Origin of the sequence: Arthrobacter globiformis (assembly GCF_003261175.1) — a bacterium.
GTDB lineage: Bacteria > Actinomycetota > Actinomycetes > Actinomycetales > Micrococcaceae > Arthrobacter > Arthrobacter globiformis_A.
Map to the genome: position 1 here is coordinate 326,758 of NZ_QLNP01000062.1, position 22,464 is coordinate 349,221.

22 protein-coding genes and 2 riboswitches are annotated in these 22,464 nt (G+C 67.3%); of the genes, 10 read left to right on the forward strand and 12 right to left on the reverse strand.

The genetic code is table 11. The features are described 5' to 3' along the window. Positions 1–104 precede the first annotated feature (104 nt). The 7 genes from DBZ45_RS05750 to DBZ45_RS05780 all read left to right on the forward strand — a co-directional run bounded on the left by DBZ45_RS05750 (position 105) and on the right by DBZ45_RS05780 (position 5,695). Complete coding sequence (locus tag DBZ45_RS05750; protein WP_111902955.1) at positions 105–842, forward strand: hypothetical protein; 738 nt, start codon at positions 105–107, stop codon at positions 840–842. Further along, positions 839–1,573 carry a hypothetical protein gene (locus tag DBZ45_RS05755; protein ID WP_111902956.1) on the forward strand — a complete coding sequence of 245 codons (735 nt, stop codon included), beginning with the start codon at positions 839–841 and terminating at the stop codon, positions 1,571–1,573. The genes DBZ45_RS05750 and DBZ45_RS05755 overlap by 4 nt, the downstream gene beginning before the upstream one ends. Before the next feature lie 36 nt (positions 1,574–1,609). Next, complete coding sequence (locus DBZ45_RS05760; protein ID WP_111902957.1) at positions 1,610–2,356, forward strand: hypothetical protein; 747 nt, start codon at positions 1,610–1,612, stop codon at positions 2,354–2,356. Further along, the gene (locus tag DBZ45_RS05765; protein ID WP_111902958.1) at positions 2,353–3,090 is read left to right on the forward strand and encodes a hypothetical protein; all 738 of its coding nucleotides are present in this window, start codon (positions 2,353–2,355) and stop codon (positions 3,088–3,090) included. The genes DBZ45_RS05760 and DBZ45_RS05765 overlap by 4 nt, the downstream gene beginning before the upstream one ends. 288 nt (positions 3,091–3,378) lie before the next feature. Beyond that, positions 3,379–4,212, forward strand: coding sequence for an amino acid ABC transporter substrate-binding protein (locus DBZ45_RS05770; protein WP_111902959.1), 834 nt, complete (start codon positions 3,379–3,381; stop codon positions 4,210–4,212). Then, on the forward strand, positions 4,213–4,878 hold the full coding sequence (locus DBZ45_RS05775) for an amino acid ABC transporter permease (RefSeq protein ID WP_190243027.1): 666 nt from the start codon (positions 4,213–4,215) through the stop codon (positions 4,876–4,878). Next, positions 4,865–5,695, forward strand: coding sequence for an amino acid ABC transporter ATP-binding protein (locus tag DBZ45_RS05780; RefSeq protein ID WP_111902960.1), 831 nt, complete (start codon positions 4,865–4,867; stop codon positions 5,693–5,695). The genes DBZ45_RS05775 and DBZ45_RS05780 overlap by 14 nt, the downstream gene beginning before the upstream one ends. Positions 5,696–5,736: 41 nt before the next feature. On the opposite strand, the gene DBZ45_RS05785 is transcribed toward DBZ45_RS05780, so the two are convergent. The 10 genes from DBZ45_RS05785 to DBZ45_RS05830 form a co-directional block, all read right to left on the reverse strand. Then, the gene (locus DBZ45_RS05785) at positions 5,737–8,784 is read right to left on the reverse strand and encodes an alpha-mannosidase (protein ID WP_111902961.1); all 3,048 of its coding nucleotides are present in this window, start codon (positions 8,782–8,784) and stop codon (positions 5,737–5,739) included. Between the two features lie 179 nt (positions 8,785–8,963). Further along, positions 8,964–9,836: a formate dehydrogenase accessory sulfurtransferase FdhD gene (fdhD, locus tag DBZ45_RS05790; protein ID WP_111902962.1), complete on the reverse strand. Its 873-nt coding sequence runs from the start codon at positions 9,834–9,836 to the stop codon at positions 8,964–8,966. A gap of 46 nt (positions 9,837–9,882) precedes the next feature. Then, positions 9,883–11,412 (reverse strand): molybdopterin molybdotransferase MoeA, encoded by a 1,530-nt coding sequence (locus DBZ45_RS05795; protein ID WP_111902963.1) that lies wholly within the window; start codon positions 11,410–11,412, stop codon positions 9,883–9,885. Further along, on the reverse strand, positions 11,409–11,756 hold the full coding sequence (locus DBZ45_RS05800; protein WP_102973187.1) for a DUF6457 domain-containing protein: 348 nt from the start codon (positions 11,754–11,756) through the stop codon (positions 11,409–11,411). Before DBZ45_RS05800 ends, DBZ45_RS05795 begins: the two co-directional genes overlap by 4 nt. 36 nt (positions 11,757–11,792) lie before the next feature. Continuing rightward, positions 11,793–12,386, reverse strand: a complete 594-nt coding sequence (mobA, locus tag DBZ45_RS05805) for a molybdenum cofactor guanylyltransferase (protein WP_111902964.1) — start codon at positions 12,384–12,386, stop codon at positions 11,793–11,795. Positions 12,387–12,421: 35 nt separating this feature from the next. Then, complete coding sequence (locus DBZ45_RS05810; protein ID WP_003804664.1) at positions 12,422–12,922, reverse strand: HNH endonuclease; 501 nt, start codon at positions 12,920–12,922, stop codon at positions 12,422–12,424. A 222-nt stretch (positions 12,923–13,144) separates the two neighbouring features. Then, positions 13,145–13,933: an NlpC/P60 family protein gene (locus DBZ45_RS05815; protein WP_111902965.1), complete on the reverse strand. Its 789-nt coding sequence runs from the start codon at positions 13,931–13,933 to the stop codon at positions 13,145–13,147. A 101-nt stretch (positions 13,934–14,034) separates the two neighbouring features. Continuing rightward, positions 14,035–14,637 (reverse strand): C40 family peptidase, encoded by a 603-nt coding sequence (locus tag DBZ45_RS05820; RefSeq protein WP_102973254.1) that lies wholly within the window; start codon positions 14,635–14,637, stop codon positions 14,035–14,037. A 160-nt stretch (positions 14,638–14,797) separates the two neighbouring features. After that, positions 14,798–14,969: riboswitch (cyclic di-AMP (ydaO/yuaA leader) on the reverse strand. A 136-nt stretch (positions 14,970–15,105) separates the two neighbouring features. After that, positions 15,106–15,930: a M23 family metallopeptidase gene (locus DBZ45_RS05825; protein ID WP_190243037.1), complete on the reverse strand. Its 825-nt coding sequence runs from the start codon at positions 15,928–15,930 to the stop codon at positions 15,106–15,108. An 11-nt stretch (positions 15,931–15,941) separates the two neighbouring features. Then, positions 15,942–16,152: riboswitch (cyclic di-AMP (ydaO/yuaA leader) on the reverse strand. Positions 16,153–16,334: 182 nt separating this feature from the next. Then, positions 16,335–17,030 (reverse strand): metal-dependent transcriptional regulator, encoded by a 696-nt coding sequence (locus tag DBZ45_RS05830; RefSeq protein ID WP_102973183.1) that lies wholly within the window; start codon positions 17,028–17,030, stop codon positions 16,335–16,337. Between the two features lie 346 nt (positions 17,031–17,376). Here DBZ45_RS05830 and serC point away from each other — a divergent pair, with 346 nt between their 5' ends. After that, positions 17,377–18,507 carry a phosphoserine transaminase gene (gene serC / locus DBZ45_RS05835; protein ID WP_111902967.1) on the forward strand — a complete coding sequence of 377 codons (1,131 nt, stop codon included), beginning with the start codon at positions 17,377–17,379 and terminating at the stop codon, positions 18,505–18,507. A gap of 97 nt (positions 18,508–18,604) precedes the next feature. On the opposite strand, the gene DBZ45_RS05840 is transcribed toward serC, so the two are convergent. Next, on the reverse strand, positions 18,605–19,141 hold the full coding sequence (locus DBZ45_RS05840) for a DUF3027 domain-containing protein (protein ID WP_111902968.1): 537 nt from the start codon (positions 19,139–19,141) through the stop codon (positions 18,605–18,607). An 8-nt stretch (positions 19,142–19,149) separates the two neighbouring features. Then, positions 19,150–19,533 carry a cold-shock protein gene (locus DBZ45_RS05845; RefSeq protein ID WP_102973180.1) on the reverse strand — a complete coding sequence of 128 codons (384 nt, stop codon included), beginning with the start codon at positions 19,531–19,533 and terminating at the stop codon, positions 19,150–19,152. Positions 19,534–19,717: 184 nt separating this feature from the next. On the opposite strand from DBZ45_RS05845, the gene DBZ45_RS05850 reads away from it, so the two are divergent. Next, complete coding sequence (locus DBZ45_RS05850) at positions 19,718–19,951, forward strand: hypothetical protein (RefSeq protein ID WP_102973179.1); 234 nt, start codon at positions 19,718–19,720, stop codon at positions 19,949–19,951. Between the two features lie 10 nt (positions 19,952–19,961). Next, positions 19,962–22,454, forward strand: coding sequence for a helicase-associated domain-containing protein (locus DBZ45_RS05855; protein WP_111902969.1), 2,493 nt, complete (start codon positions 19,962–19,964; stop codon positions 22,452–22,454). Positions 22,455–22,464 lie beyond the last annotated feature (10 nt).

Genomic DNA, 22,464 nt, shown 5'->3' on the forward strand with positions numbered 1-22,464 from the left:
CAGCGGGTTCGACCACTTAGCATAGTTGAAGCGGCGCGCTACGTAAAATCCAGGCCGGCGGGCCGCCACCTCGCACCGCCCCGCCCGTCACCAGAGAGCGTTCCATGCCCCTACCCGCCAAGGCCTTCCAGCGCTGGCTGCACGGCGTCGCGCCGGACGCCAGCGTGGCTGATGTGGCCAGGGCGTCAGGGGTCAAGCGCACCACCCTGGCCCAGCAGCTGGTCCGCGGCAAGGTGGCCGAGGCAACCGTGGTGGGGATCAGCAGGGCTTTCAACATCAATCCCGTGGCAGCGCTGGGCTCCTTTGAGCCTTACCGGGATCTGGGAAAACCGCCGATCCCGCCCACGCTGCAGGAACTGGTCAGCCAGATCGCTACCGCGGATCTGCTGCACGCCATCATCTCCCGCACCGAGCCGGACGCTGGCACAGGTAAAGGCACAGGGCCGCCCGGACTCAGCGCGCCTCCGCATGCCACCTCGGTGAAAAACTGGGTTGACGCGATCGACGACGGCGAGCTCCGGCACCGCGTCTCCACCGCCACCGGCGTCGCTCCCCAAAACTATTCAGCGCAACTGACCGCCAACCGGCTGGCCCCGGAACTGGCCGTCGCCACGTCCCGGGCTGCCGGCGTCGGACTTGCCAGCGGACTGGTGGCCGCCGGACTGGTGACGGAAGCCGAAGCCGGCTGGCCGCCAGGTGCCCGGCAGGCTGCCCTGGACAGCATGACCGACGGCGAACTGACCGTTCTGGCCGGCGAACGCCTCCAGGCGCTCGGCAAGACCTTGCGGCGGCAAGAACACGACCAACGACAAACCGAAACGATCTGGGAGAACCTCGGATGATTGAAATGCTGCAGTGGACCACCCTGATCGCGTCCGGGGCGGCCGCGCTGAGCAGAATCCCGAACCTGGTCCGCCGGAAGAACAGGTCCATTTTCTACGCTCTGGCGCTACTGACACTGGCCATCCTCCTCAGCATCGACGGTCCCTATCTGGCGATCGATGCCCTGCTCGGCGGTGCCAACGTGGCCAACCTGCTGCTGCGCTTCATCATCTTCGGGGCCATCTTTTTCCTTGCCCTTCGGATTGCCGCCGGGTTCGGGGACAGCCGCGGAATTCAGCTGATCCGGGGCCGCACCGGCATGCTTGCACTGGGACTGATTTCTACCGTGCTGGTGGTCTGCTTTGTCCTGATGGACACGTCGGGATCGTCGGCGGGGCTCGTACACGTTGCGGCCAAGAATCAGCAGAACGCCCTCCTCGTGGAGTACTACGGCGCCGCCGGGCGTGCCTATCCGGCATACGTGTGTCTCGCGATCCTGCCCGGGATGCTGCGGGCCATCCGGAGCCCGCTGCCCGCGCTGCTCCGGATGAGCGCGGCGCTTCTGGCAGTGGGCAGCATCGCGATCCCCCTTTCGCTGCTGTTCCCCCTCGTCCCGCCGGGGCTGGGGTTCCTGCGCTTCATCGTCAACTACACAGCGATCCTGTGCTTCGTCGTCGGCCTGGCACTCATCTGGGTGGCCAGCGGCCGGGCCGGCCGGAAGCACCGGCCGCTGCCCGCCGAACGCCACTAGTATCGTTCCAATCAATCGTTCAGCAGAGAGCGTTTCATGCCCCTCCCCGCCAAAGCATTCCAGCGCTGGCTAAATGGCGTGGCACCGGATACCAGCACGGCCGACATCTGCAGGGTCTCCGGGGTCAAGCGCACCACCCTCGCCCAGCAACTGGTGCGGGGAAAGGTTGCCGAGACTACAGTCGTGAGCATCAGCCGGGCCTACAACATCAATCCGGTCGCCGCACTGGCCACCTTTGACACGTACAGCGACCTCGCCAGCTCCTCCCTCCCTCCTTCAGACAAGGAACTGGTAAGCCAAATCGCCACCGTCGACCTGCTGCGGGCCGTCATCGTCCGCACCGCACCCACGGGCTCCACCGGCACGGAATCCATGGACCCGTGCCAGCCGGAACTGAGCCCGCCGCCGCATGCCACCTCGGTGAAGAACTGGGTTGACGCGATCGACGACGGCGAGCTCCGGCACCGCGTCTCCACCGCCACCGGCGTCGCCCCGCAGAACTACTCAGCACAGTTGACGGCCAACCGGCTCGCCCCGGAACTGGCCGTCGCCACCTCCCGGGCTGCCGGCGTCGGACTGGCCGGCGGACTGGTGGCTACGGGGCTGGTGACGGAAGCGGAAGCAGGCTGGCCGCGGGGCGCACGGCAGGCCGCCCTGGACCGGCTCAGCGACGGCGACCTGGCCGCCCTGTCCGGCGAACGCCTCCAGGCGCTGGGCAAGACCCTGCGGCGGCAGGAGCAGGACCAGGAGCAGACCGAAAGAATCTGGGAGAACCTGGTATGAGCGAGATTCTCCCGTGGATAACGCTGGTTGTTTGCGCCGGTGCCGCACTGGCCCGGCTTCCCAGCGCAGTGCGCGGCGTGAACCCCACCCTGTTTTTCATCTTCCTGCTAGCGACGGCCGCCGGGATCCTGAGCATCGAACAGTTCTACGTGGCCATCGACGGTGCCCTCGGCGGCATCAACATTGCCCACGTTGTGCTGCGCCTGATTGTTTTCGCCACGATCTACCTCATCGCGGTCCGCGTCACGAAGGGGTTTGGCGCCCCTGACGCCCACCGCATGATCGCCGGACGTCCGGGGCTCGCCATGCTCGGGATTTTTTCGGCGGCCCTCGTGACGGTCTTCCTCCTGATGGAACCGGCCGCCTCGTCGGTGCGCTTCAGGGACGCCGGCGCGGCCAGCGCCCGGAATGAAGCCCTGCTGCCGTACTACTGGGCTGCCGCGCGAGGCTACCTGGCGTACGTCTCCCTCGCACTGCTGCCTGCCCTGCTCCGCAGCGTCAAGGAAAGCCTGCCCCCGCTCGTCAGGACCGGGGCGGCCCTGATGGCGGCCGGAGCGGTGGCCACCGTGGCCGGCCTCTGCCTGGAATTCGCGCCTCCCCAGATCCTCGTGGTCGCGCCGGCGGTGAACAACGGGGCGGTGGTTTTCTACATTGCGGGCCTTGTTCTGGTCTGGCTGGCGCGCGTCAAGGCCGCCAGCCGCGGGGGTCACGGAACGTCATCTACCGAACGGTAGCGGAGCGGGATTCACAAAATCATTAGACCGTGAGAGAATCATGAATGTGTGAAAGCAGTTGCTGCCTAGCTCACAAGCTGTGGCGCCTGCCGGATCGCACATTGGGGGGATGAGTGGTGGCGGCCGTTGGGGACCGCCCCCACTCAGCCTTTTTAAGGGCCAGTTTCAGCCCCCGTATGATGGCGAAATAAACGTCTTTGCCAATGCGTTGCAGGCACTGGCACCGCGGGAGCCGGATCCGGCCGCCGCGGTGCCTGCCGCCGCAGCCTGAAGAAGAAGGTACCTGCCATGAACCGTATCCATTCCCGCCGCTCCGCCCTTGCAGCCACCCTCGCCGGACTGGCACTGGCTCTGACGGCCTGCGGCGGTGGCAGCGGCGGCGGAGGTTCCCAGGCTCCGGCTGCCAGCAGCTCGGACACCTCGCTCAGCGATGTGAAGTCCAAGGGCGAGATTGTCATCGCCACCGAGGGCACCTACAAGCCGTTCAGCTTCCACGCGGAGGGAGCGGGCGACCTGACCGGCTACGACGTCGAGATCGCGCGGGCCGTGGCCGACAAGCTGGGCGTGAAGGCCAACTTCCAGGAAACCCAGTTCGACGGGATCTTCGCCGGCCTCGACGCCAAACGGTTCGACACCATCGCCAACCAGATTTCCATCAACGCGGAGCGCAAGGCCAAGTACGACTTCTCCAAGCCGTACACCATCTCCACCGGCGTGATCGTGACCAAGGCGGACAACAACAGCATCACCAGCTTCGAGAGCCTCAAGGGCAAGACCACCGCCCAGTCGCTCACCAGCAACTTCTACAAACTGGCAGTGGACGCGGGAGCCAATGTGCAGTCTGTGGAAGGCTGGGCCCAGGGCGTGACACTGGTCCGGCAGGGACGCGTGGACGCCATCGTCAATGACAAGCTCACCTACCTCGACTACGTGAAGACCAATCCGGACGCCGGGCTGAAGATCGCCGCCGAAACCACCGAGAAGTCCGAAAGCGCCTTCGTGTTCCGCAAGGGCTCCACGGAGCTCACGAAGGCGGTAGACAAGGCGCTGGACGAGCTCCGCGCTGACGGAACGCTTGCCAAGATCTCGGAAAAGTACTTCGGCACTGACGTGTCCAAGTAGATGCCGTTGAACTGGGACCTCATCTGGAGTTCCTTCGGCCCTATTGTCACGGGCGCAGTCACCGGCACCATCCCGCTGACGCTCGCTTCATTCGCCATCGGCCTCGCGCTGGCGCTGCTGGTGGCACTGATGCGGTTGAGCCGGAACGCCGTCGTGTCGGGTCTGGCGCGGTTCTATGTTTCGGTGATCCGCGGCACCCCGCTGCTGGTGCAGCTTTTCGTGATCTTCTACGGCCTTCCGAGCCTGGGCGTGAAGCTCGATCCATGGCCTAGCGCCATCATCGCCTTCTCGCTGAACATCGGCGGCTACGCCGCGGAGGTCATCAGGGCTGCCATCCTGTCGGTGCCCAAGGGCCAGTGGGAAGCCGGCCACACCATCGGCATGTCCCGTGCCCAGTCGCTGCGCCGCATCATCCTGCCGCAGGCCGCGAGGGTGTCTGTGCCGCCGCTGTCCAACACCTTCATTTCGCTGGTGAAGGACACATCGCTGGCCTCACTCATCCTGGTCACCGAGCTGTTCCGCAACGCCCAGCAGATCGCGGCGTTCAGCCAGGAGTTCATGGTGCTGTATCTCGAGGCGGCCCTGGTCTACTGGATCATCTGCCTGGCGCTGTCCTCCGGGCAGTCCGTGCTTGAAAGGAGACTGGACCGCTATGTCGCCCACTGACGGAGCAGCACAGGCGGCACCCCACGGTGCCGCATCACAGGGCAGGCCGGTGCTGTCAGTCCGCAACCTCGCGAAGGCGTTCGGCAGCAACGTGGTGCTGCGGGACATCGACCTCGACGTGCGCCGCGGCAACGTCGTGGCCCTGATCGGCCCGTCGGGTTCGGGCAAGACCACCGTGCTGCGCTCACTGAACGGGCTGGAAACGCCCGACGCCGGTATAGTCACCTTTGCGGGTCCCGGCACCTCGGCGGGAACCGAGCTCGCGCTGGATTTCTCCGCCCGAGTCTCCAAGAAGGAGATTTCGGACCTGCGGGACCGCAGCGCCATGGTGTTCCAGCACTACAACCTGTTCCCGCACATGACCGTCCTGCAGAACGTCATCGAGGGGCCGGTCCAGGTCCAGAAGCGCAAGCGGGCCGAGGCCGTGGCCGACGCCGAAAAGCTCCTGGCCCGGGTGGGGCTGGCGGACAAGCGCGACGCCTATCCGTTCGAGCTCTCCGGCGGCCAGCAGCAGCGCGTGGGCATCGTGCGTGCCCTGGCACTGAAGCCCCAGCTGCTGCTGTTCGATGAGCCCACGTCGGCGCTGGACCCGGAACTTGTCGGCGACGTTTTGGGCGTCATCCAGGAACTTGCCGAAGAGGGGTGGACCATGGTCATCGTCACCCACGAGCTTGCCTTCGCCCGCCAGGTGGCGGACGAGGTCATCTTCATGGACGGCGGCCTGGTGGTGGAGCGCGGGCCGGCCGCCGAGGTCCTGCGGGCGCCGCGGCAGGAGCGGACCCGGCAGTTCGTCCGGCGGCTGCTGCACGAGTTCTGACCGCCTTCTCACGGCCCCGGCCTGCTGTCGCCGGAAGGCCGTCAGCCGCGGGCGAGCCTCAGGGTCACCAGCTGGAACGGCCGCAGCGTGAGCTCCGCGGAGTCCACCCCGGTTACCACGCCCGTCGACTCGGCCGGACGCTCGAGCAGGTCCACGGCCTGGATGCCCGTCGCCGGGAAGTTGGCGGTCAGGCGTCCGGCCGATCGCTGGCCCAGTGATTCGTACAGCCGGATGATGACGTCTCCCGAGCCGTCTTCGGCCAGCTTGACGGCTTCGACCACCAGGGCCGGGTTGTCCACCGTAACCAGCGCCTCGGCCGGGTGCGCGCCGAGCACCGTCCTCGGCGCGAGGTTGGCGCGGTAGCCCTCCTCGACGGCCTCGGCGATTCCCGCTGCCGGCCGGACCCAGACATCAAGCACGTGCCTGCCGCGGTCGGCCTGGGGGTCGGGGAACTTGGCCGCCCGCAGCAGCGAGAGCCGGACGGTGGTGGTGGTCCCGCCGTCGTCCCGGACGGTGCGGGCGACGTCGTGCCCGTACGTGGAGGCGTTGGCGATGGCCACGCCGTACCCGGGTTCTGAAACGTGAATCCAGCGGTGCGCGCAGATCTCGAACTTGGCAGCCTCCCACGACGTGTTCACATGGGTCGGCCGGAAGACGTGGCCGAACTGGGTTTCCGCCGCCGACCGGTCCGCCCTCAGGTCCAGCGGGAATCCCAGCTTGAGCAGCTTCTCGCGCTCCTGCCAGTCAACCTCGGTGGAGATCCCCAAGGACGGGCTGCCCGCCGCCAGGGTGATGCGTTGGGTGATGCGGGACGAACCGGTGAGCCGTTCCACCACGACGACGGCGTCCCCGCCGTTCCGCTCCAGCCTCACCTCCGCGGCGTCGGTAAGGCTGGTGACGTTTCGCCGGTAGAACTCGTCGATGTCCCAGGCGTCCCATTCGTTGGGGGTGTCCCGGTGCAGCTCCAGGTGGTTTCCGAACTGGCCGGGTGCGATGGCTTCGCGGCCTGTCCCGTGGTCCCGCAGGGAGGTCAGCAGCCCGTTGTCATCCAATACGGCACGGATGATTCCGTTGTCCAGGACAAAGCCGCCGTCCAGCGGTGTGGCCTGCACCTCATCCTGGCTTGGCGCGGCGTCCTGGGCTGGCGATGACACGGCGGCCGTGAGCGCTGGAACTCCAAGGCGCGCGTGCGGGCTCGCGTTGAGCAGGAACTCCTGCGTCCCCTCCCCCAGGACGGCTGCGGCCGCCTCGCTGATGAGGGCTTCCAGCCCTTTGGCGACGGCCGCGTAGTTGCGTTCGGCGTCCTGGTGCACCCAGGCGATGGCGCTGCCGGGCAGGATGTCGTGGAACTGCTGCAGCAGGACCAGCTGCCACAGCCGCTTCAGCTCGGCCGCGGGGTACGTGTACTTCCCGCCGGAGCGGACGGCGGCCGTGGCGCACCACAGCTCCGCCTCGCGGAGGAGGTGCTCGGACCGGCGGTTGCCCTGCTTGGTCCTGGCCTGGCTGGTGTAGGTGCCGCGGTGCAGCTCAAGGTACATCTCACCCACCCAGACCGGCAGCGCTTTGTACTCTGCTTCGGCCTGCTCAAAGAAGCTGCGCGGCGTTCCGATCCGGACTTTCGGCGACCCTTCGAGGTCGGCCGCGCGGTGCGCGGCGGCGACCATCTCCCGCGTCGGTCCGCCACCGCCGTCGCCATAGCCGAAGGGGACGAGCGAGATGGTGCCGTGTCCGTGGTCCCGGTAATTGCGCTCGGCGTGCGCCAGATCCCGGCCGCTGAGCTCGGAGTTGTACGTGTCCACCGGCGGGAAGTGCGTGAAGACGCGGGTGCCGTCAATGCCTTCCCAGTTGAAGGTGTGGTGCGGCATCCGGTTGATCTGGTTCCAGGAGATCTTCTGCGTCAGGAACCAGCGGCTCCCGGCGGCCTTGACGATCTGCGGCAGGGCTGCGGAGTACCCGAAAGAGTCCGGTAGCCAGGCTTCCCTGCACTCGACGTCGAATTCCTTGAGGAAGAAGTTCTTGCCTTCGACGAACTGCCGGGCCATGGCCTCACCGCCGGGCATGTTGGTGTCCGACTCCACCCACATGCCGCCCACGGGAATGAACTGGCCGGATTTCACCTTCTCCCGGATGCGGGCGAAGAGCTCCGGGTAGTATTCCTTGATCCAGGCCAGCTGCTGCGCGGAGGAACAGGAGAACACGAAGTCCGGGTCCTCGTCCATGAGGGCAACCACATTGGAAAAGGTCCGGGCACACTTGCGCATGGTTTCCCGGACAGGCCACAGCCAGGCCGAATCGATGTGCGCGTGTCCGGTGGCCAGCAGCCGGTGGGCCGAGGCGTAGGCAGGCCTGGCCAGCACCTCCGCCAGCGCCTCGCGCCCGGCGGGCGCTGTGCCGGCGACGTCGTCCGGGTCCATGAGGTCCATCATCCGTTCCAGGGCACGGATGATTTCGTGCCGGCGCGGCAGTTCGGTGGGCAGCTCATGCATGAGACCGCTGAGTGTCAGCACGTCCTGCTGGAGTTCCCACACTGCCCGGTTCAGCTCCGCGATGGCGATGCTGCCCAGACGGTACTGCGGTTCGGTGCCCGCGGTGGCCTTGTCTCCGTACGGAGTCGGCGCGAAGCTCCAGCCCTGGGCAACATCGGGGTTGGCTGCTGCCTCCACATAGAAATCGACGGCGAGCCCGCTGCCCAGGAGCTTCAGCGGGATGTGCTGGTTGCGGGGCGAGATGGCCTTGATGATGCTGCCGTCCGGGCGCCAGGCGATTCCTTCGCACTGGAAGCCGGGAATCTCCGTGGTGAACCCGAGGTCCACGACGATTTCCACCTCGGTGTCCGGTGCTGTTCCCCAGGCATCCGGCACCTCTCCCTGAAGGCGCAGCCACTTTGTGCTCCAAGGGCGCCCCCACGCGGCACCTTGTTCCTGCGGCAGGAAGTCCTGGCGAAGGGCCTCCAGAACCGGGACGGGTTCGTCCGGAACGTCCCAGCTGGTCAGCTCCAGGGGCACGCTGCGCCCGTAAATGGCGGGGGTGATCCGTTCGCGGAGAAAGCGGTCCAGTCGGACTTCCGTGATCCGGCGGTCGTCGTGCAATGTGTACCTCTTTAGTACATGAAAGCTGCAGCGGGCTGTGCTGGCTTTCGTGCGGGCATGGGCGTCGCGGTCAGCTTGGGGGGTTCCGGGCAGTTCAGCTGCCTCATGAGCGGATCAACGTTTCCATTCGATGGATAAAATCTACTGCGCGGGCGTCCGGCAGCCAAGGGGCCACGCCCCTATTGCGGCACCGGCGAAGGCGTGGAGATGCGGCCCGCACCTGCGTAGACGTTCAGGCTGGTTCCCCGGCTGAACCCTGCCAGCGTGACGCCGGTGGACTCGGCCAGCTCCACGGCAAGGCTGGACGGAGCGCTGACGGCGGCGAGCACCGGAATGCCGGCCAGCGCGGCCTTCTGGACCAGCTCGAAAGAGGCCCGCCCCGACACCTGGAGCACGGTGTTCGTGAGCGGCAGCCGCCGTTCGCGCAGAGCCCAGCCCACCACCTTGTCCACCGCGTTGTGCCTCCCCACGTCCTCCCGGAGGCACAGCAGCTCCGCACCGCCGTCGTCGTCAATCCTGAACAGTCCGGCAGCGTGCACTCCCCCGGTCACCTCGAAGACGGCCTGAGCCTCCCGCAGCCGGTCCGGCAGGGAGGCAAGCGTCTCGACCGGAACGGTGAGCCGGTCGGCGGCGGGGTTGAAGTGTGATGACTTGGTGACCGATTCAATGGAGTCCGTGCCGCAGATCCCGCACGAGCTGGACGTGTAGACGTGCCGTCCGGTGTCCGGCAGTGGCACATCCGGCCGCAGCTGGGCTTCGACCACGTTGAATGTCTGGATCCCGTTTTCGTCCTCGCCGGCACAGAACCTGAGCGAGATCAGCTGATCGGCGTCCCAGATGACGCCCTCGGAGACGAGGAACCCTGCCACCAGGTCGAAGTCGTCCCCGGGCGTCCGCATGGTGACGGAGTACGAAAGGTGGCCCAGCCGGATCTCGAGCGGTTCCTCCACGGCGAGCACGTCCTCGCGGTGCCGGACCGGGAACTCCAATGCCGCGGCCGAGCCGTCCAGGACGTAGCGGTACACCTTGCGTCGTTGCGTTACACGGCCCATGCGAGACTCCGCGCTGAGTGGCTGTTCATGCCTCCATCATTGCACCTCAGTCGAGCAGTGCACTCCAGTCCACCGGCCCGCTCTGGGCTCCCTGTTTGGCCGACGCCCGGGACGCAGGCTTCCGCGCCGGCGTCTTGGGTTTGGGTTCGGCGGTCTTGGGCTCAGGGATGGCCGGACCCCAGGGCAGTGCGAAAGCCGGCACCATCTCGCCGAGCTGCACGCCGTGCGGCGGCACCACCAGGACGCCGTCGGCCGACGCCAGTCCGCGCATCATGCCCGGGCCAGTGTGCTGCGCGGGCGAGGCCATGCCGTAGAGGAGGCGGAAGGGCATGAGCCGCGTGCGGCCGGGGTCGGGCTCGAGCATGGTGCCGGAGGGGACTTCCCGGACAGGCGGCAGCTGGCCATGTCCGAGGGCAGCCAGCAGCGGCGCGCCCACCGTGGACAAGGCCATCATGGCCGCCAGCGGGTTGCCCGGCAGCCCCAGCACGAAGCGCCCGTCCGGAAGTTCTGCGAGGACGGCGGGGTGTCCGGGCCGCATTGCCACGCCGTCAATGATCAGCCGTCCGCCCAGTTCAGCCACGGCACGCCTGAAGTGGTCGGTGCCGGAACGGCCGGTGCCGCCGGTGGTGATGACGACGTCGGCTGGCAGGTTCAGTGCCTCAGGCAGGCCTGAATCCTCGAGGCCCTCCAGCCATTCCGCGTAGCTGTCCCCGATGCGGACCTGTTCGCGGCACAGGCCGCCCAGCATCTCCACCACTGTGGCCAGCTGTGGCCCGAACGTGTCACGCACCCGCCCGGGCTCGGGCAATCCCTGCTCCACCACTTCGGAGCCCGTCAGCACCAGCTTCACCACCGGCTTGCCGAGCACCTCCACCTCGTCGTACCCGGCCAGGGCGGCGAGGGCCACATGAGCGGGATTCAGCACAACGCCGGCCCTGACCAGCACGTCCCCGGCAGCCGCTTCCTCTGCGGCCTTCCGGATGTGCTGGCCGTTCCTCGGTTCGCCGGGCCGGGCGGCGCCTCCCAGCGTCAGGACAGGCAGTCCGTCATCGTCCGTGGACATCGCACCGCTCTCGGTGCGCAGCACTGCCTTGGCACCCGGCGGAATCAGTCCGCCCGTCACAATGACGCTCGCCTGGTGCGGGGCGAGACGCTGCCCCGGCTCGGCCAGGATCCACGGACCGGTTCCGTTAACAGCCCAGCCGTCCATGGCCGACGACGCATAGTGCGGCATGTCCTGGTGGGCGGTGATGTCCGCGGCCAGAGTCCGGCCCACGGCGTCCCGCAGGGGCACGGGTGCCGCGGGTATCGGCGCGGCACAGTCGAAGGCGGCCTGCCGGGACTCCGCCCAGGTATGGGCCAGGTGCTTCGCCGGCACGTCCGGCTCCCCCTGTGCGTTGGCACCGGGTTCGACGACGGCACCGGGTTCGACGACGGGCGCTGGTTCGACGACGGATGCTGCAGCAGGTGCGTCGTCGTCAGCGGGCGCATCCCCGGTGGGGGCTACGTCCCCGGTGGACGCTGCGTCCCCGGTGGAGTAGGGGTCGGTAGAGCGGTGCTCGGGCGCGGCTGTCATTCCCCCGGGGTCCCGGTGGGGCCCGACGTTCCGGCGGTGCCTGCGGCCGGGGTGCCCGCAGCAGCCTGCACCTCATCGGCGGCGTAGGCCTTGGCAACGGCGCGGGCCACGTCCATTGCACCCTGCATGGCGTGACCGTCCGGGGCCTGGCCCGCGGCACACTTGAGGCCGGTGGCGAGCCCTGCTATGAAGGTGGTCAGCGGGGCGGCGGGACGCACCACGGAGTGCGCGGCAACTCCCGCAACGGACAACACCTCGTTGATGTCCACGTCCACATCCTCGAGCTCGAAGGCCCGCAGCAGCAGACGGCACCACTCCTCAAGCGTTTCGTCCTGGCTTTTCATGCCTGCCTCCAAATTTACGGCGGTCCGGAATGCGGGTCATTGCTCCCGGACAGCTACTCCCAACGCAGCCGCATCGTCCCAGGTGTCCACATCGTCGGTGGAGCCGGCAGGGACAACCACAGCCTGCACGTCAAGACTAGCAAGGAGGGCGAAGACTGACCCGTGCACCAGGGCGTTGCGTGCGGCGGCAGCCTGCACGGCGCGTTCCAGCCCAGCTGTGCCATAAAAACCCGCCAGCGGCTGCAGCCGCCCGTCGGCGGACGCGGCCATGACGCCGTCAGCGCCCCCGCCGGGAAGAGCGCCCAGGAGTACGCGGACGGCATCGCCCACGCGGGGCATGTCGCACGCGAGAACCAGGACCATGCCCGCGGGGTCCGTACCCTGCAGGGCGGCCAGGCCGGCGGCGATTGCCGCCGCAGGACCCGCAAAAGGAGGGTCCTCTCGCGCGGTGAGGACTTCACCGGGAAGGCCTGCCGCCTCAGGTCCCACCACAACAATGTGCCGGGCACCCGCGGCAGCCGCGAGGGAGCGCTCAAGGAGGGTGGCGCCGCCATACATCAGGGCAGACTTGGGTGAGCCGCCCAGTCGCGAGGAGCGGCCGCCGGCCAGGATTATTGCGTCAAAGTCCACCCAACCAGACTAAGCCTCGAAGGCCCAGGCAAGAGTCAGGCTGCTCTTTCCGGAAGCAGGAACGGATCCCACGCCGGTGTGGGCTTTTCCAGCTCCTTGATCTGCCACATGGTACCCACGGGTGGCGCCGGATCGAACCGGAGCTTCCAGCCCATTTCGCTGGGCGTGTGGTCACCCTTGACGTTGTTGCAGCGAAGGCAGGCTGCGACGAGGTTCTCCCAGGAGTCCGCACCGCCCCGCGATTTCGGCTGGACATGGTCTATGGTGTGGGCTGCCTTGCCGCAGTAGGCGCACCGGTGGCCGTCGCGGCGAAGCACACCGCGTCTGCTCACCGCGGTGATCATGTTGTACCGGGGGCGGATGTAGCGGTTGAGGAGAATCACGGACGGACGGCCCATGATGTCCTGCGGCCCGACGACAGGATCGTCGCCTTCGGCCACCACGCTAGCCTTTCCGGTTAGCACAAGGACCAGCGCCCGGCGGAAGGTCACTACCGCCAGCGGTTCATATCCAGCATTCAGAACGAGAGTGCGCATGCACATACCTCTTCACGGCCGCACCCGGCAGAGGCGCGAGGGCCGGCTGCCCTCTGCATGTCCGGGCTATGGATCGACACCATAAGAGTAAACACTCACTAGGCAGATGAGCGAATCGAACACAAGCATCACCTTGGCGTGTCGCCAAAAATTCACGCGTGCGCAAGACAAAAAAGGACCCCCGCCATGCTGGCGGGGGTCCTTCCGTAACTCTTGGGTGTCTTAGCCGCCGACGCGAATGAAGACCGGGCCGGAGCCGACGTTCACGCTGAACAGTGCGGTGGTTCCGCCGTTCCAGCCGCCGTGTACGGCCTGGCCGTTGCCGACGTAGACAGCAATGTGGGCCAGGCCCATGCCGCCGTTCTGGTAGTAGGCGAGGTCGCCCGGCTGAGCCTCAGCAGCGCTGACGGTGCGGCCGAGGGACAGGTAGCCTGCCGGCCAGCCGTGGTAGTGGACGCCCACAGCTGCAAGCGCGTTGGTGGCCAGGGCGGTGCAGTCCTGGGACACGCCCAGCTGCGCGTAGGCGGCAGCAGCGATTGCAGCGCCCTTGCCGCTGGCGGCAGTGGTCTTCGGCGCTGCCGGGGCAGCGGTTTCGACGGCGGCCGCGGCCTGGACTGCCGGGGCGGCTTCAGCAACCGGAGCAGCCTCAACGGCGGGGGCCGCTTCCTGGACCTTGACGACAGGCTTGGGGGCCTCGACGACGGGAGCCGGGGCGGTGGAGACAGCAGGCTTCTCGTAGGAGATCGCGATGCTGGATGCAGCGGAGATGGTGGCCGGCGCAGCGGACTGTACTTCCAGGGTGGAAGCCGGAACGGATTCGCGCTGAACGTTGGTCTCGGCAGCGTTGGCGGCGATGCCGCTGGTCAGGACAAGACCGGAAGCAGCAGCGATAACTGCGGCCTGGCGGCCCACACCACCGGCGTTGTCGCCGACGGCCTTGGCAATGACAGCCAGCGAGTTGGTCTTGGTGACCTCGGCGCGGTGCCGTGCAATGGTCGCACGTGTAGTCATGAAATGTCTCTCTTTCGTGTTCCACGGACCGCGGTAGCGAGACGTGGGTTATCGACGCGCCGGCATCTTGGGGGTAAGCCGGCCCGCCTCGAATCGGATTTTTAGCGAAGGGTGTAAAAAGCGGACGTGCCCGTTGCGGACACCGCGTGCAACAGAGTGCCGTCCGAGGGGTTCAGCGCGCTGATCATCATGCCGTTGCCGACGTAGATGCCCACGTGGGCGCCGCCGTTCTGCATGACCAGGTCGCCGGGAGCAGGCGTGGAGGTGGGCTTCATGGCGTTCCATGCGTTGACGCGGGGAATGCTGATGCCTGCCTGAGCGTAAACCCACTGGGTGAAGCCGGAGCAGTCCCAGCCGCTGGGGGTGGTGCCGCCCCAGACGTAGGGGTTGCCGATGCCGGTGTACGCGATTGCAGCCAGTCCGGACGCTGCGGCGGAAGCCGCACCATCGGTGGACTTGGCGGTGACGGCCTGGGCCGCACCGGTGCTCTCGTCGCTGGCCTGGCCTGCGTCGCCCGTCTGGCCCTCATCGCTCGCCTGCGGAGCAATGGTTTCGGCGACCGGGGCTGCCACCGTGGTGACTTCAGGACGCTCGAAGGAGACAGTGGCGGTTGGCGCGGCGGTCACAGCAAGCTGCGCGGCCTGGGATCCGGTCTCCGAGGAGGCGGAAACACCAATGTTGGCGTCGGCTGCGTTGGCAGGCATGCCAACGCTCAGGATGAGACCTGAAGCAGCTGCGATAACAGCTGCCTGGCGACCTACTGTGCCGGCATTGGCGCTAACCGCCTTGGACACGGAGTCCAATGGGTTCATACGAACCGTTTGCGCGCGGTGGCGCGCGGCATTATGGCGTGAAGACACGAAGGTAGCCTCTCCCAATGCCTGCGAGGTGAGCTGTCGGATTCGGATGGGAGTGCACCCGGCCGCTCGGCTTCCTGGGAAGCTTTTGCGACTTAACCCCAAGGCCTTCTTGCGAAGACCAAAATTGGTTCCCCCGCCCCTGCCAGACGATGTAATGCGAACGGACCTTGAGCGGTGGCAGAGCTAGGCAATCCACTCAAGAGCGTCAACTTCGGAAAAGTTGACGCGGTTTAGACGGTACAGCAGTTCGGAGCGAATGTCACATTCAGGTCACGGCATGTCACAGGAATGAGAGTGCTCACTCGGTTTGGCCTAAAGCCAACCGGCGGGATCAACGACTTCCCCGTTGACCATCACCTCGAAGTGGAGGTGGCAGCCGGTGGAGGCGCCGGTGGTCCCGCTCAGGGCAATCGCCTCACCGCGGGTGACCTTTTGGCCAACCTCGACGCTGGAGGACGACAGGTGGTTGTACGTGGTCTCCAAGCCGTTGCCGTGGTCGATGACCACGCGGTTGCCTCCCCCGTACGGATGCCATCCCGAGAACGTGACTTTGCCGCTGGCCGCAGCAAGCACTTGCGTGCCGCACTGGGCGGCGAAGTCCTGGCCGCGGTGGAACTCGCCGGCGCCGCCGGTGATCGGGCTGACCCGGTAACCGAAGGGCGAGGACTTGACCAGCGTGGTCAGCGGCCCGCCCAGGGTGCCCACAGAGGCCGCACGGCTGATGCTGCCGGCCGACTGGGCACTCAGGAGCTGCTTGAGCTTTCCGTCCGGGTCACCGGTGGTGGAGACGGACGTGCGGCTGAAGTCGATCTTTGCTGCCGCTTCCGCCGAGACCTTCGGCTGGGCCGGCGAGGCGGCGGACACCGATGCCGCTCCCTGCTGCTCTCCGGCAGCCAGGACGGGACTCGTGGCGGGGACAGTAACAGTCAGCAGCAGGCCGGTGGCGGCAAGGGCCACTCCAGCCTTTTGCCCAACACCACTGGCCGAAGCGAAGTCCGTAACCTGCCGGAACGGACCCCGACGGCGGCGGCGCGCTTCGCGCTGGGCATCCCTGGGACGGTCCGCGGCAATGGCCTCCGCGAGGCGCGGCTCAGGAGCGGGACCGGACGCGCGGCGGCGGCCCCGGGCATTCTGCATGGACAAGTACTGCTTCCTCTCTGGATAGCCTGCGAAGTTAGCTGTCGGATTCGGGTCAGAGAGTTCGGACCCGGTCCGCCATAACAAGCCATTCCGGCACAGGGGTATCCCGGGAGGATTCCTTCTGCGGAAGAGACTTGCTGCTGCGGACTTCACCCCAAGGCTGTAGAAACAGCCGGTTGTGGTTCCCCCGCCCCTGCCAGTGAGTGACTCGTGCTACTGATCTGCTGGCAAGGCTCGGCTCCAGATCAGGTAACGCTTTTGCATCGGCGTTGCTGTTTAACTATAGGCGATTAAGAAGCGCAGTAATAATTTCGTTATATCCGCTGTGCACAAGTGGTAGGTCATCCTGCCTGCAGATGTCAGACAGAACACAGCATCCGGCGGGTCGGCGCTTTTCGGACCTAAGCCACCCGGACGAACACGTGCGCAGCGACTTCCGGCGGCAGCTCAAGGGCGCCCTCGAACCCGGGCACGCGGACAGAAATGTACTCCCCCACACGTTCGAGCGAGACAGCGGCACCGGGCCGGATCCCGCCTTCGTCCAACTGCACCAGCAACTCCGGCTCCACCTGGATGGGCTCTGCCAGGCGGCTGACGGTGACCTTGGATTCCGGACCGTAGCCGGTCATGGCATCGAGCAGGTTCACCACGCCGTCCGAGAACGCGCGGGCGGGCTGGCCGCCGAGCGCGGCCAGGCCGGGGATGGGGTTGCCGTACGGCGACTCGGTGGGATGGTCGAGCAATTCGTAAATCCTGCGCTCCACCCGTTCACTCATCACGTGCTCCCACCGGCAGGCCTCGTCATGAACGTAGGCCCAGTCGAGTCCGATGACGTCGGCGAGGAGGCGCTCGGCGAGCCGGTGCTTGCGCATCACCTCGGTGGCGCGTTTCCGGCCCACTTCGGTCAGCTCGAGGTGGCGGTCACCGGAGACGACGACGAGGCCGTCGCGCTCCATCCTGCCGATGGTCTGCGAAACGGTGGGGCCCGAGTGGCGGAGACGTTCGGCGATGCGTGCCCGAAGCGCCACGATGTTCTCTTCCTCCAGCTCCAGAATGGTGCGAAGGTACATCTCCGTGGTGTCGATCAGATCCGTCATTCAGCTCAGCTCCTCGAGCCCAGTATTTGTGTCTGTCCCACCGTACCGCGGGCGCGCCGTACCGGGATCCGGCAAGCTGCAGCGGCGGTCGCATATCCGACGGCGGCGCAGCACCGGCTGTCTGCCCGTACGTCCGGTGCCAGCTTAGCCTATTTTGAATTAGTCCGGATAATCCGGGCGGCGGGCGGCGGGCCTGTCTCAGTGACTGGACTATGACGGGTGCGTGTTCCCGCGGTATCCGCGCTTCGGGCAGAATAAGGAGGGTCTTCGTGGCGGTCATGGTTGCCTGCCGGCCATCGCCCCGACCCAGCCGAACCGCACTTCCATGCCGAAAATTGGAGCCATTGTGAGCGACACCAGCATCACTATTCCCGCAAACCTCCTGCCCAAGGACGGACGGTTCGGCGCCGGTCCCTCCAAGGTCAGGCCCGAGCAGATCGAGGCCCTCTCCGCGGCCGCCACGACGCTCCTGGGCACGTCGCACCGCCAGGCCCCCGTGAAGAACCTCGTGGGATCCGTCCGCGAAGGCCTGAGCACCTTCTTCCGTGCCCCCGAAGGCTACGAAGTTGTCCTCGGCGTCGGCGGTTCCACCGCGTTCTGGGACGTCGCCAGCTTCGGCCTTGTGGAACAGAAGGCACAGCACCTGTCCTTCGGCGAGTTCGGGTCCAAGTTCGCTGCGGCCACCAACAAGGCGCCGTTCCTCGCGGAGTCCTCCATCATCAAGTCCGATCCTGGCACCTGCCCCGCCCCGAAGGCCGAGGCCGGCGTCGACGTGTACGCCTGGCCGCAGAACGAGACCTCAACGGGTGTCGCTGCTCCCGTCCAGCGGGTGAACGGCGCCGACGACGGCGCGCTGGTGCTGGTGGACGCGACCTCGGCCGCCGGCGGCCTCGATGTCGACGTGGCCCAGACGGACGTCTACTACTTCGCGCCGCAAAAGAACTTCGCCTCTGACGGCGGGCTGTGGCTGGGCCTCTTCTCCCCGGCCGCGCTGGAGCGGGCTGAGCGCGTCAAGGCCAGCGGGCGCTGGATCCCGGACTTCCTGGACCTGAAGACCGCCATCGACAACTCCAAGCTGAACCAGACGTACAACACCCCGTCCCTGTCCACGCTCGTCACGCTGGATGCGCAGGTGCAGTGGCTCAACGCCAACGGCGGCCTCGACTTCGCCGCCGGCCGCACGGCCGACTCGGCCGGCCGCATCTACAAGTGGGCGGAAGCCTCCGAGTTCGCCACCCCGTTCGTTGCCAACGCCGCCGAGCGCTCCAACGTCATCGCCACCATCGACTTCGACGACTCGATCGAGGCCGCCGCCATTGCCAAGGTGCTTCGCGCCAACGGCATCGTGGACACCGAGCCCTACCGGAAGCTGGGACGCAATCAGCTGCGCATCGCCACCTTCGTGGCCATCGAGCCTTCCGATGTCTCCGCCCTGCTGGAGTGCATCGACTACGTGGTGGGCGAACTGAAGAAGTAGCCAGCGGGGTTGGGACTTTTCACTTAAGTTCGACGGCGCCGTCCGGGCTTGCGTCCGGACGGCGCCGTCAGTGGTTGTGAACCATGAGTCGTTGTGATTAGTCGCGTTCCTGGGCGCCGGGTGCTGCTTCGACGTCGGACTCTGCTTCAGCGTCAGCCGCTGTCTCGGCGCCGGGCTCTGTTTCAGAGCCAGCGGACGCCTCCCCCGGCGCTTCCTGCTGGTCCTGCTCTTGTACGTCCTGCTCCTGCGCGTCCTCAGGGCGTACGCGCTCTGCCCACGGCACCCACTCCGGGGCGAGGATCGAGTCTTCGGACGGGAGCAGGCCAAGCTCGTTGACAGTGATCACTTTGGAGCGGGAGTTGCGCGTCAGGACGGCGTACCACTGCCAGCCGAGGTACCCCGGCAGCCGTGACTCGAATAAGTGTGTCACCACGCGGTCGCCCTCGGTCCGGGCGGCCAGGTGGTCCCCGATTTCGGATGCCTTCGCGATGCCTTCGATGGCAGTCCGGGCCGCGTCCACGGCAGCGGCCAGCACGGCGTCAGGCTTTCCCGTCCGCCACACCGGGACGCCGGTGCGGCGCTGGGGTGCCTTGGGTTCCGCCTTGGGTTCCGCCTGTTCAGGTTCCGGGTTCATCGGGAGGCCTAGGCGTCCAGCTCGTCGGCAACCTTACGCAGGGCAGTGGCGATTGCCTTGCCCTTGTTGCCATCCGGGTACTTGCCGGACGACAGCGTGCCGGACAGGTTGTCCAGGACCGTCACCAGGTCCTGCACCAGCGGGGCAAGATCCCTCGCGCTGGGGCGCTTGGCCTTTGCGATGGACGGTGTCTTGTCGAGGACTCGCAGGCCGAGGGCCTGGGCGCCCTTGCGTCCGTCTGCGACGCCGAACTCAACACGGGTGCCGGCCTTCAGTTCGGTGACTCCGGCGGGGAGCGCCGACTTGGGAAGGAACACTTCCTGTCCGTCCTCGCCCGCGAGGAATCCGAAACCTTTATCCTTGTCGTACCACTTGACCTTGCCGGTAGGCACCTAATCAACCTTCTTCGTTCTGACGTTCTGGGACACGGCCGGCCGTCACCGCATCCGCACTGATGTGCGGGTTCAGGGTATGACTGCCTGGTCCGTGTTGGTCTGTTCCTTCAAGGTTATCCTGACTGGCAGGCTAATCCCGCTTTTGAGGCGCGGCCTCGGCACTGCTGTTAGCGTTACGTCCATGACATCCGCGCGTATCCGGCGGCCACTGATGGCCGCCGCAGTGCTCCTTGCAGTTTTGTCCCTCGCAGCGGTCGGGGCGGTCATAGCCCTTGCCGCTGCGGGCCAGGCGGCGCCGCAGTGGATCACGTCAACGGCACTCTATGGCCTTCCGGCGGCCTTCCTGCTGATGCTCGTGCTGGTGGCAGACGGCGTTGCCGCCCGCCGCCGGGCAGGAAGCCCCGCCGGGCGGTAACGTTGGACTGATGTCCCTCATTCGAGCGCTCAGCAAGGAACTGGAGGCACGCAGCGACGAGTCGCTGCGGGCTTTGTTCGCTGCGCGGCCGGACCTGATCTCCCCCGGCGTTCCCGACTTCCCCGCCCTGGCCGCCCGCGCCAGCGCGCGGGTGAGCGTGCAGCGGGCCCTGGAGCGCCTGAACCGTCCGCAAATGCAGGTGCTGGAGACCCTGCACCTGTGCACCAACACGGACACCGGGCACAGCGCATCGGCGGCCGTGCTGAAGAAGGCCATCGCAGGTTCAACTGTGGCGGCCATCGAACAGCTCCTGCAGTCACTGCACGATCTCGCCCTGGTGCAGCGGGCGGAGCCGCCGCATGGGGCGGGCCCCGGCGCCCAGAGGCAGCGCTTCTATCTTCCGGTGAGCAGTCTGAAGGACGTCGTCGGGATCTACCCGGCAGGGCTGGGGCGCAGCTACACCGAACTGGTCAGGCTGCAGCCGGCCTTCGCCCAGCGCGTCGTCCAGCTGGTGGCGGAACTGCGCCGCAGCGGCGCCGCCGTGCAGGCGGCCACCACGCCTATGGACGCAGCCCTGGCGCTCCAGCACTGGACCTCTTCTCCCGAGGGACTGCAGGCACTCCTCGCCGGCGCCCCGGAGCGAACCACCGCGCTGCTGGCCCGGTTCAGCAACTGGGCGATGGGTGCCGTACCCCAGGCCCAGCGGAAGGCTTCCGTCACCACTGAAGGTCACGACGTCGGGCCGGTCGACTGGCTGCTGGCCCGTGGCCTGCTGGTGCCGCTGGATGCTGCACATGTGGAACTGCCGCACAGCGTGGGCATTTCCCTGCGCGGCGGCGCCATCATCAACAACTTCTCCCTGACTCCGCCCGCCCCGATGCTCGGCGTCACCACGGCCGCGCTCCGCCGCAATGCCGCGCTCGGGGCCATCGCCGAAACTCTGCGCCTCACCGGCGAATTGCTGCACGCGGTCAGGGACCAGCCCCTGGCCACCCTGCGGAGCGGCGGGGTGGGCATCCGCGAGATGCGCCGGCTCGCCGAGGCGCTCCGCGTGGACCACCACACTACTGCGGTGCTGCTGGAGCTCTGTGCCCTGGCGGGCCTGATCCGGCTGGACGTGGACAGCTCGTGCTGGGTGCAGCCGCCCCAGCTGGAATGGCTCGGGCTGCCGCGGCAGGAACAGTGGCTGTGGCTCGTGAACGCCTGGCTGGCCAGCGAGCGCGCCCCGTCACTCGTGGGGCAGCCCATGAATGGCCAGCCTGTTGGGCCCGCCAACCACCGGCCCGCCCCGGCGGCCACCGTCAACGCCCTGTCTGCCGAGGCGCAGCGGTCCGACGCGCCCGTCATCCGGAAGAGGATCCTGGAGATCTTGCGGGAGCTGACGCTCGAGGCGAAGGTGCCGGACGGGGCAGCGCCAGTGCTCAATGCGGAGGCCGTGCTGCTGCGTGCCGAGTGGTCGCAGCCCCGCATGGCGCGGCGGTTCAGTTCCTTGATCAGCGGAGTGCTTGCCGAGGCGGAGCTGCTGGGGCTGATCGGGTCCGGCGCGCTCAGCCAGCTGGGTGCCGCCATCGCCGCGGACGCGCCTGACGACGCCATGGACCTCCTCGGCGAACACCTCCCGGCGGCCCTCAACCATGTGCTCCTGCAAGCCGATCTGACCGCGGTGGCGCCCGGCTACCTCGCCCCAGACCTGGCCGAGCAGCTCCAGCAGATGGCCGACGCCGAGGGGCAGGGCCCGGCCACGACGTACCGGTTCTCCGCGGAGTCCATCCGGCGGGCCCTGGACTCCGGCCAGGACGCTGCAGCCATCCTTGATTTCCTCCGCCGGTACTCGGCCACCGCCGTGCCGCAGCCGCTGCAGTACCTGGTGGAGGACACAGCCGCCAGGCACGGCAAGCTGCGGGTCGGAGCGGCCGCGAGTTTCATCCAGAGCGACGACGAAGCTGCGCTCAGTGAGCTCTGCCGGGAGGCCGCGGCCTCGTCCCTGGGCCTGGTCCGGATCGCCCCCACCGTCCTGGTCTCCATGGCCTCACCCCGGCAGACGGCCCTCGTGCTGCGCGGGCTGGGACTGTCACCTGCCGTTGAAGAGGCCGGCTCCGCCGTCGTCCGCCTCAACCGCACCGCCCCCCTTCCTGGCACCGGGCGCCCCGTCTACAGCGCGCCGCGCACCGCCCTTCCCGACGCCGACGTCGCCGCCCAGCTCGCCATTCTCCGCAGCCGTGCGGAGCACGGCACCAGCCCCAACGGCTCCCGTCCGGCTGCCGCCGGCGCCGAGGAGGCAACCCAGCTGGGACTGGAGACCCTGCACAAGGCCATCAGGCTCCGGCAAAAGGTAGTGATGAACGTCGTGGACAGCCTGGGGAATGCGAAACTGGAAACGGTGGTTCCGGTATCCGTGGCGGGCGGACGCGTCCGTGTCTTCGACCCCGCGAAGGACACGGAGCGGGTGCTCTCCATCCACCGGATCATCGATATCGAGGCAGCAGAGGAAATGCAGCAGTGAAGGTTTTACC

Bases quoted from the DNA above. Each gene is read 5' to 3' on its own strand.
- DBZ45_RS05750 (WP_111902955.1), top strand. From the start codon at position 105: ATGCCCCTACCCGCCAAGGCCTTCCAGCGCTGGCTGCACGGCGTCGCG.
- DBZ45_RS05755 (WP_111902956.1), top strand. From the start codon at position 839: ATGATTGAAATGCTGCAGTGGACCACCCTGATCGCGTCCGGGGCGGCC.
- DBZ45_RS05760 (WP_111902957.1), top strand. From the start codon at position 1,610: ATGCCCCTCCCCGCCAAAGCATTCCAGCGCTGGCTAAATGGCGTGGCA.
- DBZ45_RS05765 (WP_111902958.1), top strand. From the start codon at position 2,353: ATGAGCGAGATTCTCCCGTGGATAACGCTGGTTGTTTGCGCCGGTGCC.
- DBZ45_RS05770 (WP_111902959.1), top strand. From the start codon at position 3,379: ATGAACCGTATCCATTCCCGCCGCTCCGCCCTTGCAGCCACCCTCGCC.
- DBZ45_RS05775 (WP_190243027.1), top strand. From the start codon at position 4,213: ATGCCGTTGAACTGGGACCTCATCTGGAGTTCCTTCGGCCCTATTGTC.
- DBZ45_RS05780 (WP_111902960.1), top strand. From the start codon at position 4,865: ATGTCGCCCACTGACGGAGCAGCACAGGCGGCACCCCACGGTGCCGCA.
- fdhD (WP_111902962.1), bottom strand. From the start codon at position 9,836: ATGGGCCGTGTAACGCAACGACGCAAGGTGTACCGCTACGTCCTGGAC.
- DBZ45_RS05795 (WP_111902963.1), bottom strand. From the start codon at position 11,412: ATGACAGCCGCGCCCGAGCACCGCTCTACCGACCCCTACTCCACCGGG.
- DBZ45_RS05800 (WP_102973187.1), bottom strand. From the start codon at position 11,756: ATGAAAAGCCAGGACGAAACGCTTGAGGAGTGGTGCCGTCTGCTGCTG.
- DBZ45_RS05810 (WP_003804664.1), bottom strand. From the start codon at position 12,922: ATGCGCACTCTCGTTCTGAATGCTGGATATGAACCGCTGGCGGTAGTG.
- DBZ45_RS05815 (WP_111902965.1), bottom strand. From the start codon at position 13,933: ATGACTACACGTGCGACCATTGCACGGCACCGCGCCGAGGTCACCAAG.
- DBZ45_RS05820 (WP_102973254.1), bottom strand. From the start codon at position 14,637: ATGCCTGCCAACGCAGCCGACGCCAACATTGGTGTTTCCGCCTCCTCG.
- DBZ45_RS05825 (WP_190243037.1), bottom strand. From the start codon at position 15,930: ATGCAGAATGCCCGGGGCCGCCGCCGCGCGTCCGGTCCCGCTCCTGAG.
- DBZ45_RS05830 (WP_102973183.1), bottom strand. From the start codon at position 17,030: ATGACGGATCTGATCGACACCACGGAGATGTACCTTCGCACCATTCTG.
- DBZ45_RS05840 (WP_111902968.1), bottom strand. From the start codon at position 19,141: ATGAACCCGGAACCTGAACAGGCGGAACCCAAGGCGGAACCCAAGGCA.
- DBZ45_RS05850 (WP_102973179.1), top strand. From the start codon at position 19,718: ATGACATCCGCGCGTATCCGGCGGCCACTGATGGCCGCCGCAGTGCTC.
- DBZ45_RS05855 (WP_111902969.1), top strand. From the start codon at position 19,962: ATGTCCCTCATTCGAGCGCTCAGCAAGGAACTGGAGGCACGCAGCGAC.